Origin of the sequence: Methylophaga sp. UBA1464, from assembly GCF_002325665.1 — a bacterium.
Classification (GTDB): domain Bacteria; phylum Pseudomonadota; class Gammaproteobacteria; order Nitrosococcales; family Methylophagaceae; genus Methylophaga.
Window position 1 is genome coordinate 14,871 of the sequence record NZ_DCSO01000044.1, and the last position, 8,394, is coordinate 23,264.

Annotated in this window: 9 protein-coding genes and 1 pseudogene; 1 reads left to right on the plus strand and 9 read right to left on the minus strand. The window is 47.8% G+C overall.

Annotated elements, in window-relative coordinates:
- From B3O33_RS04525 to B3O33_RS04560, 8 genes and pseudogenes are all read right to left on the minus strand, one after another.
- The coding region (locus B3O33_RS04525) for an RnfABCDGE type electron transport complex subunit D (RefSeq protein ID WP_292363061.1) at positions 1–226 on the minus strand (226 nt) is incomplete at its 3' end.
- Positions 226–1,755 carry an electron transport complex subunit RsxC gene (gene rsxC, locus B3O33_RS04530; protein ID WP_292362554.1) on the minus strand — a complete coding sequence of 510 codons (1,530 nt, stop codon included), beginning with the start codon at positions 1,753–1,755 and terminating at the stop codon, positions 226–228. The genes B3O33_RS04525 and rsxC, both read right to left, overlap by 1 nt.
- Positions 1,752–2,319 (minus strand): annotated as a pseudogene (gene rsxB, locus B3O33_RS04535) (electron transport complex subunit RsxB). The gene rsxC and the pseudogene rsxB overlap by 4 nt, the downstream one beginning before the upstream one ends.
- A 3-nt stretch (positions 2,320–2,322) precedes the next feature.
- Complete coding sequence (rsxA, locus tag B3O33_RS04540; protein WP_292362556.1) at positions 2,323–2,904, minus strand: electron transport complex subunit RsxA; 582 nt, start codon at positions 2,902–2,904, stop codon at positions 2,323–2,325.
- 269 nt (positions 2,905–3,173) lie between these two features.
- The gene (locus B3O33_RS04545) at positions 3,174–4,241 is read right to left on the minus strand and encodes a 3-deoxy-7-phosphoheptulonate synthase (protein WP_292362557.1); all 1,068 of its coding nucleotides are present in this window, start codon (positions 4,239–4,241) and stop codon (positions 3,174–3,176) included.
- Between the two features lie 134 nt (positions 4,242–4,375).
- Positions 4,376–5,848, minus strand: coding sequence for a sodium:proton antiporter NhaD (gene nhaD / locus B3O33_RS04550; RefSeq protein WP_292362558.1), 1,473 nt, complete (start codon positions 5,846–5,848; stop codon positions 4,376–4,378).
- Between the two features lie 124 nt (positions 5,849–5,972).
- A complete protein-coding gene (locus tag B3O33_RS04555) occupies positions 5,973–6,449 on the minus strand; it encodes a low molecular weight protein-tyrosine-phosphatase (RefSeq protein ID WP_292362559.1) in 477 nt (158 codons plus the stop codon).
- 6 nt (positions 6,450–6,455) lie between these two features.
- On the minus strand, positions 6,456–7,343 hold the full coding sequence (locus B3O33_RS04560) for a fructosamine kinase family protein (RefSeq protein WP_292362560.1): 888 nt from the start codon (positions 7,341–7,343) through the stop codon (positions 6,456–6,458).
- Positions 7,344–7,428: 85 nt separating this feature from the next.
- On the opposite strand from B3O33_RS04560, the gene rpiA reads away from it, so the two are divergent.
- Positions 7,429–8,130: a ribose-5-phosphate isomerase RpiA gene (gene rpiA, locus B3O33_RS04565; RefSeq protein ID WP_292362561.1), complete on the plus strand. Its 702-nt coding sequence runs from the start codon at positions 7,429–7,431 to the stop codon at positions 8,128–8,130.
- A gap of 59 nt (positions 8,131–8,189) precedes the next feature.
- Here rpiA and B3O33_RS04570 read toward each other — a convergent pair.
- Positions 8,190–8,394: redoxin family protein (locus B3O33_RS04570; RefSeq protein WP_292363063.1), on the minus strand; the 205-nt coding region annotated here is incomplete at its 5' end.

Here is an 8,394-nt window from a genome sequence, read left to right on the forward strand (position 1 = left end):
CATCACTCAGAAAAGGCTTTAATGGACGGTCACGCAGTTTCAGCATCACTGCTTCAGTGATTAATGCCACTAACACGGCCAGCGCTACATTAATCAAAACTCCCGGACCAAAAAAGTAAGTCATGGCGATGACTGCCGGGATTAATGCAATAATCACTTGCAGCATTTGCAATGTGACGCGGTTTGCGCCAGCAAGAAACGGTGGGCTCAGCCGAAAAATAGGCATCAGGCTTTTTCCTCAGTGACCGAATCTGCAGATTCTGATGTTTTGGTGGATTCTTCTTCCTTGGCTTTTGCCGCTTTGGAGGCTGCCAATGCTGCCTTACGCTGGCGCTGACGTTCTTCTTTTTCCTGCTGCTCACGCTCGAGGCGCGCCAGACGGCTTTCATGGCGTTCACGCGCAAGATCGGATTTATGCCGCTCACGTTCCTGATTCATGATTTCTGTTTTGGCAAAACGAAAATAGGAAACCAGCGGAATTTTGCTGGGGCAAACATAATCGCAGCAACCACATTCGATACAATCAAATAAGTTGTAATCACGGGTTTGGTCAAAATCCTTGGCACGTGAATACCAGTAAAGCTGTTGAGGCAATAAACTGGCAGGACAGACATCGGCACAATCACCACAACGAATACACGGTAATGGCTGTGCCGGTGGCGCGACATCGTCTACTCCTACCAGAATACAGTTGGCGGTTTTGGTAATAGGTAAATCGTCACCGGCCAGGCTGTACCCCATCATCGGACCACCCTGAATAAAGGGTTCATCAGGTTGACGCCTTGTCTCACAAAACTCCAGTAAGTCTTTGATCGGCGTGCCAAACAAGGTTTCAAAGTTACCGGCATGCGTCACATCGGTACCCGTAACCGTGACCACCCTTGATATTAATGGCTCACCATGCAAAATGGCCCGGCCCACGGCATAGGCGGTGCCCGGGTTGTGACAGACAATGCCGATGTCAATCGGTAATTTATTAGTGGGTACCTGTTTGCCGGTGACAACCTGGATTAACTGTTTTTCACCACCGGTTGGATAACGTGTCGGTACCACCACAATCTCGGTCTGTGTCAGATGAGTTCTGGCAGAGAGCGCGAAGCGCATCGCCGCAATGGCTTCAGGTTTGTTATCTTCAATTGCCAGAATGCAACGCGCGGCCCGCAAAGCAAATAACATGATCTCAACACCATCAAGAATGCCTTCTGCGCGTTCGCGCATCAGCATGTCATCACAGGTGATATAGGGTTCGCACTCAGCACCGTTAATTAACAGGGTTTCAACAGTGTGATGAACACCCGGATTGAGTTTGATAAAGCTGGGAAAACCTGCGCCACCTAAACCGACAATGCCGGCGTCACGAATGATTTGGCGTAATTCATGGGCTGAATGCTGACGGAAATCCGCTATCTGCTGGCGCTCAGCCCATTGATCTTCACCATCGGTTTCGATGGTAATGCAGGGGGCTGAAAGACCGGATGGATGAGGTATTGCATGATCACCGATAGCGGTTATCACTCCGGAACTTGGGGCGTGCAGGCATACCGATACATGACCTTCGGCACGTGCAATACGTTGTCCCTTAAGTACTTTTTCACCAACATCAACAATCGGTACTGCTGCAGCACCGATATGTTGCTGTAAAGGCAACACCAATTGTTTGCTGAGCGGTGTTTTTCGAATCGGTCCCTGAGTGGAACGTTTTTTATGCCCTGGCAGTTTGAGGCCGCCGGGGAAATCACTTAACGGCGCACTCATGATCCGGTTCTCCGTTGCAAATCAACATGTGACGGATCCGGCCAGCGCCACGTATGCGGATTCGGCTGTGTTTCGACCATATCAATACAATCTACCGGACAAGGTTCAACGCATAATTCACAGCCAGTACATTCATCAGCAATGACGGTATGCATATGTTTGGCGGCGCCGAGAATGGCATCTACCGGACAGGCTTGAATACACAACGTGCAACCAATGCAACGGTCTTCATCAATGACGGCCAGCATTTTAGGTTTTTCAACGCCGCATTCTTCATCCAGCGGTTTGGGTTCTACATCAAGTAAATCGGCCAAAGCCTGAATAGTGGTTTCGCCGCCGGGGGGGCAACGGTTAATATCGACTTCTCCGGCCGCAATGGNNAATGGCTTCTGCATAAGGTCGGCAACCGGCAAAACTGCATTGGCCGCATTGTGTCTGCGGCAGTATTTTATCGATTTGATCGACAATCGGATCACCCTCGACTTTGAAACGGATGGAAGCAAATCCGAGCACAAGTCCGAGAATCAACGCGAGCAGCGTGATGGCGATAATGGCTGTTAACATAACTTAGACCTTAACCAACCCGGCAAAGCCCATAAAGGCCATCGACATCAGTCCGGCAGTTATCAAGCCAATCGCAGCGCCCTGAAAGGGAACTGGCACATCAGCCGCCGCCAGGCGCTCACGCATTCCGGCAAAAATGATTAACACCATCGAGAAGCCAACAGCAGCACCAAAACCGTATAAAGCTGATTCAAGAAAGCCGTGTTTTTCCTGCACGTTCAATAAGGCAACACCCAGTACAGCACAGTTGGTGGTGATTAATGGCAGAAAAATGCCAAGCACCTGATAAAGCAAAGGACTGGTCTTATGCACCACCATTTCGGTGAATTGTACGACCACGGCAATGACAAAAATAAAGCTGATGGTGCGCAGGAATTCCAGGCCCAGTGGAGACAGCAGGTATTCGTTGATCAGATAGCTGCTGATAGAAGATAAGGTCAATACAAAGGTAGTTGCCAGCGCCATGCCCATGGCTGTTTCCAGCTTGCGAGAAACACCCATGAATGGACACAGGCCGAGGAATTTCACCAGCACAATGTTGTTCACCAGAATGGTGCTTATCAAAATTAGGGCATAGTCAGCCATGTAATAACCTACTGATTTTCTCAGGAATTCAGTTAAATTAGCGCTTAAAACTGATCCAAATACAAATTATGAACCGAATATTATAGCTTAATAACGCTTTTTATGTAGCGTTGCGATAGAGGTTAAGGCTTGGTGGTGAAGGTCTTAGGGCCTGTTGAGTTTATATCACCACCGCTACTGGATGTTCATTTCGTTTAACTGGGTCTCGTATCATTGCAACGAGTTGGCAATCTGACTATGGGAATGGTCGGAAATTCCATAACGCTTTATCAGACGGTGGACGAAGTCTCGCGGCGCTGTCTGACGGCTGCAGCCAAGTCACGTAATAACGGTTCGCTGTTTTCCCAGGCCATGCATGCGTCAGTGATACTTTGACCGTAAACCAGTTCTTTATCGGCTTCGACATTCTGTCTGCCAGCAACCAGATTACTTTCCAGCATCAAACCGATAATGCGTTTGTCACCTGCAGCAATTTGCTCAGCCAACAGACGGCCAACCACTTCCTGTTGCAAGTGATCCTTGCCACTGTTGGCATGACTGCAATCCACCATAATACGAACGGATTGGCCGCTACGACCAATGACTTCAGCCGCTTCATCAATACTGGTTTTATCGTAATTAGGCTTTTTGCCTCCACGCAGAATCACATGACAATCCGGATTACCGGTGGTGGAAAAAATTGCAGAATGCCCATTTTTGGTCAGTGACATGAAATGATGCGGTTTAGAAGCAGACAGGCAGGCATCGACGGCAATCTGCAAACCACCATCAGTTGCGTTTTTGAAACCGACCGGGCAGGACAAACCGGACGCCAGTTCACGATGCGCCTGACTTTCTGTGGTGCGTGCACCGATTGCGCCCCAGGAGATTAAATCGGCGATGTATTGCGGACTGATCAGGTCCAGATATTCAGTTGCTGCCGGAACCCCCATTTCAGCGAGATCCAGCAACAATTTTCTGGCAATATGCAGCCCGTCATTGATTTTGAAACTACCGTCCAGGTAGGGGTCATTAATCAAACCCTTCCAGCCGACGACCGAACGCGGTTTTTCAAAATAGACGCGCATAATGATATGCAGATCATCAGCCAGCTCTCTGATTAACGGTTGTAAACGACTGGCATAGTCACGTGCTGCATTTGGGTCATGGATGGAGCAGGGTCCGATAATGACTATCAGCCGATCATCACGCTGATGCAAGATGTCCTGACAGGCTGTACGTGCATTAAACACAGTTTCAGATGCCGCATCCGAGATGGGTAATTGTTCATGCAATTGCGCTGGAGGCAAAACTTCCTGAATACCAACGATGCGTAAATCATCTGTGTTGTAACGCATTATCACCCTGGTTTGTGTTCAAAAAAATAATCGGCAATTGTAATACTTCGGGGCCGTTTTCGCTATTTCAAGTTGTTTGGGCCTGTTGATCTGTCATCTTCTGTGGTAATGATGACCCAAAAAATAAACAGACCCTACGGCAATGCAATGGAAAATAAATCAGCATTCAGCCAGAGATGTACCCAGATACTGGCGATGTAGCCAAGTGCAATGGCCCAAATCCATTTCAAATGAGCAACAAAGGTATAAATACCACGGGCTTGCCCCATTACAGCGACACCGGCAGCTGAGCCGATAGAGAGTAATGAACCACCCACGCCTGCCGTTAAGGTCGCCAGTAGCCATTGTCCATGACTCATGTCAGGCATCATTGATAACACAGCAAACATGACAGGAATGTTATCGATAACTGCGGAAATCAGGCCAACCAGGATATTGGCAGTGGTCGCGCCTAACTGACCGTATAAAAACTCAGATCCCACGCTCAAATAACCAATGGTGCCTAATCCCCCCACACACAAAATAATGCCGTAGAAAAACATTAGGGTGTCCCATTCCGCGCGTTGCAATTGGTCGAAAATGTTGAACGGCACTTTCTGCTGGGTTTCATCCTGGATATTAAATGCAGTCTGTCCATCATTCTCGCGTTTATCGAGCAGGCGTTTGTCACGCATTTTCAAAACATATCCGTGAAGTTTAAGTAAACCAAGGCCCGTCATCATGCCTAACACAGGTGGTAAGTGCAGAAAGTGATGACTGCTGGCTGCCATCGCAATTGTCAGAATAAATAAACCGACGACAACCCGAGCTCCGGATTTAAGCGGGGCATATTCGTGCATTGGAATTGAAGCGACATTTTTGATTGCCAGTGATAATAAAACGGCCGGTATTAACCAGTTGACCAGTGAAGGAACAAACAACGCGAAAAACTCATGAAATGCCAGTACACCTTTCTGCCAGACCATCAAAGTTGTGATATCACCAAACGGACTGAAAGCCCCACCAGCATTGGCTGCGACAACAATATTGATACAGGCGACAGCAATAAATTTATGATTATTACCGGCGACAGCCATTACCACAGTGGCCATCAATAACGCTGTAGTGAGGTTGTCTGCGACTGGCGAGATGAAAAACGCCATTAAACCGGTCAGCCAGAAAATGGTTCTTAACGTAAAGCCTTTATTGACCAACCAGGCCCGAATGGCATCAAAGATGCCACGTTCGCCCATGGTGTTAATGTAGGTCATGGCAGCCAGCAGGAATAAAAATAACTCAGCATATTCCAGCAGGTTGTGACGAATCATAATGCCGGCAGTTTCGTGAAATACCGGATCAGTTTGCTGGGCGTACATAAACGCAATGAGGCCCCAAATCAGACCGGCTGCCACAATGACCGGCTTGGACTTGCGCATGTGTATTTGCTCTTCGGCAATGACTAATGCATAAGCAAGGAAGAATATGGCTAAAGCTGCAAAACCTACCCAGTGGCGAGTGAGATCAAGTAATGCCACATTCTCTGCTGCCCAGATTTCCGGAGAGAAAAATGCGATCAAGACAAATAGTGACCAGCCAGAAAAAGACTTGGATAGGCCTGATATGGGCATAGTTGCTTCCTGAGATGGGGATCAAAAAAGCCTAGATGATACCCCTCATCTCAGGAATGACAACCGTTATTTTAGGTTCTTGTCGATATTACCTGCCTGCTTCCGTTGTGACAGAAAAATAGACCTATTTAGGTCCCAGAACAGTTTTATAGAAACCTTCAGCAGCATCAGTGACTAAATCAAATACATGATTAAAGCCATTTTCCCCACCGTAGTAGGGATCCGGTACATCCGTTTCGTCACGGCCATCGGCATAATCAAGAAACAACTTAACTTTGTGTTGATATTCGACAGGGCAGGCTTGCTGCAGAATATCCAGATTGTCCTGATCCATTGCCAGAATATGATCAAAATGCCCAAAGTCTTCATGGCGAAACTTACGGGCTCTGATAAAGGATAAATCGATACCACGCTGTTTCGCGGTATGCTGAGCACGTGCATCAGGCGGTTCACCGACATGGTAGGCATGCGTTCCGGCCGAGTCCACCAGAAACTTTTCACTGGTGCCTCTTTCTTTTAATAGACTGATAAAAACACCCTCAGCGGTAGGGGAACGACATATATTGCCCATGCAGACAAATAACACTTTGATTTGACTCATTCTTAGCTAGCTCCGTAGCTCGGCCAATAGTTGTGAAATCATGGCATCGGCCTGACCGAGATAGCCGCCGCCAAACAGATTAAGATGATTGATAATATGATATAGGTTGTAAAGAGTTTTGCGTGTACTGTAGCCCGGATCGACCGGACGAACATGACGGTAGGCTGCATGGAAATCACCGCCAAAGCCGCCGAACAGTTCTGTCATCGCCAAATCGGTTTCGGCATCGCCGTAATAACAGGCGGGATCAAATATCACCGGATTACCATGCTCATCCCCGGCAGCATTGCCTCCCCACAGGTCACCATGTAATAACGAGGCTTGGGGCTGATAATCGGTAAAGAAGGCCGGTAATTCGTCAATGAGCCGTTCGCCGTTTTTTTGCAGACTGCCTCTAAAACCATTGCGAGCAGCAAATTCCAGTTGTTTACCTAACCGTTGCTGCTGCCAGAATTCTACCCAATTGTCAGAACGATCATTCAACTGTGGTGTACTGCCAATGGTGTTATCCATATGCCAGCCAAAATACGGTTGTGGGTGCTGGTGTAACATTGCCAGTTGCTCACCGAGTCTGCCATTGGCTCCACCGCGCATACTGCCTAATGTTATATATTCCAATACCAGATAACTGTGGCCATCTGCTGTGCCAAAACAGACTACCTCCGGTACGCGCACGGCATTAAGAGCCGCCATTTCCTGCAATCCCTGAGCCTCTGCCTCAAACATCTCCAGTAGATCTGGACGATTAACCTTGATAAAAAATTGTTTGTTCGGCGTTTTCAGTTGATAGGCAGTATTGATGCAGCCACCACCGACCGTGGAGAGTTGATTTGGTTGGCAGCTGAGTCCGGTGACACTTTCAATTTGCTGGATGATTTCATTGAGTTGGGCCATGTTTTTCTCCATGAAAGGTGAGCAGACAGTTTAACCATGCTAAGCTGAAACGACTATTTTGCCAAAACATTCAAGGAGTTTGTCAATGACCAATACTACTGAGGCAAATCCGCCGAATCCCAAGCAACAGGTGGCGATTAAAGCTGCTGAAATTGTCGATAACGGCATGATTGTGGGGTTAGGTACAGGGTCAACCGCGAACCTTTTTATTGATGAACTGGCTCGTCGGCAACAAGAGCAGCAACTGGATATCCAGGTGGTTGCCAGTTCGGTTATCAGCCGGGTTAAAGCACAACAAGCTGGTCTGAACGTGTTATCTATTGAGTATTTAACCCATCTGGATATGTATGTGGATGGGGCGGATGAAGTGACTATAGACATGGTTTTATTAAAGGGACGTGGTCAGGATCTGGTTTGTGAAAAGCTATTAGCCAGTCATGCCACCGCTTTTTATGTCCTGGTAGATGACAGCAAGATGGTCAAGCAGATTGGCGATAAAAATCCTATTCCGATTGAAGTGATGCCCAATGCCGCCTCGCTGGTGCTGAATCGCCTGGCGAAATTGCAGGCGAAAGGCAGTTTAAGACTGAACGCAGCAGGTGATAACGTGGCTTACAGTGCGGCGGGAAATCTGATTCTGGATATGCAGTTTTCCGGATTGGAAACGGCGCAGATAAATGCCTTATTAACGGTTATGCCCGGTGTAGTTGAGCATGGTATTTTTGCTGATATTGCCAAAGCAGTACTGGTCGGGTCAGCTGACGGGGTCAAGCTATTGCAGGCCTGAATTAAAAAGGGGCAGTGAGAAACCTGCCCCATCCATAAAGATAATAAACTCGCGTACGATTATTTTTTTAATTCTTCGAGAATGGTTTCGGCTTTGGATTTACCAAACTCACCGGAACCCTCAACACCAATATATTTCACTTCGCCGTCGGTAATGATCATCGCAGCCCGGAATGCACGAACCCCCATTCCACCACCGGTTAAATCACGATCCAGACCTAATGCCTTGGTGTATTCAGCACTGCCATCTGCCATCATGCGTACT

Coding starts and splice junctions, on each gene's coding strand:
- B3O33_RS04560 (WP_292362560.1), bottom strand. CDS start 7,343: ATGGCCCAACTCAATGAAATCATCCAGCAAATTGAAAGTGTCACCGGA.
- nhaD (WP_292362558.1), bottom strand. CDS start 5,848: ATGCCCATATCAGGCCTATCCAAGTCTTTTTCTGGCTGGTCACTATTT.
- rpiA (WP_292362561.1), top strand. CDS start 7,429: ATGACCAATACTACTGAGGCAAATCCGCCGAATCCCAAGCAACAGGTG.
- B3O33_RS04545 (WP_292362557.1), bottom strand. CDS start 4,241: ATGCGTTACAACACAGATGATTTACGCATCGTTGGTATTCAGGAAGTT.
- rsxC (WP_292362554.1), bottom strand. CDS start 1,755: ATGAGTGCGCCGTTAAGTGATTTCCCCGGCGGCCTCAAACTGCCAGGG.
- B3O33_RS04555 (WP_292362559.1), bottom strand. CDS start 6,449: ATGAGTCAAATCAAAGTGTTATTTGTCTGCATGGGCAATATATGTCGT.
- rsxA (WP_292362556.1), bottom strand. CDS start 2,904: ATGGCTGACTATGCCCTAATTTTGATAAGCACCATTCTGGTGAACAAC.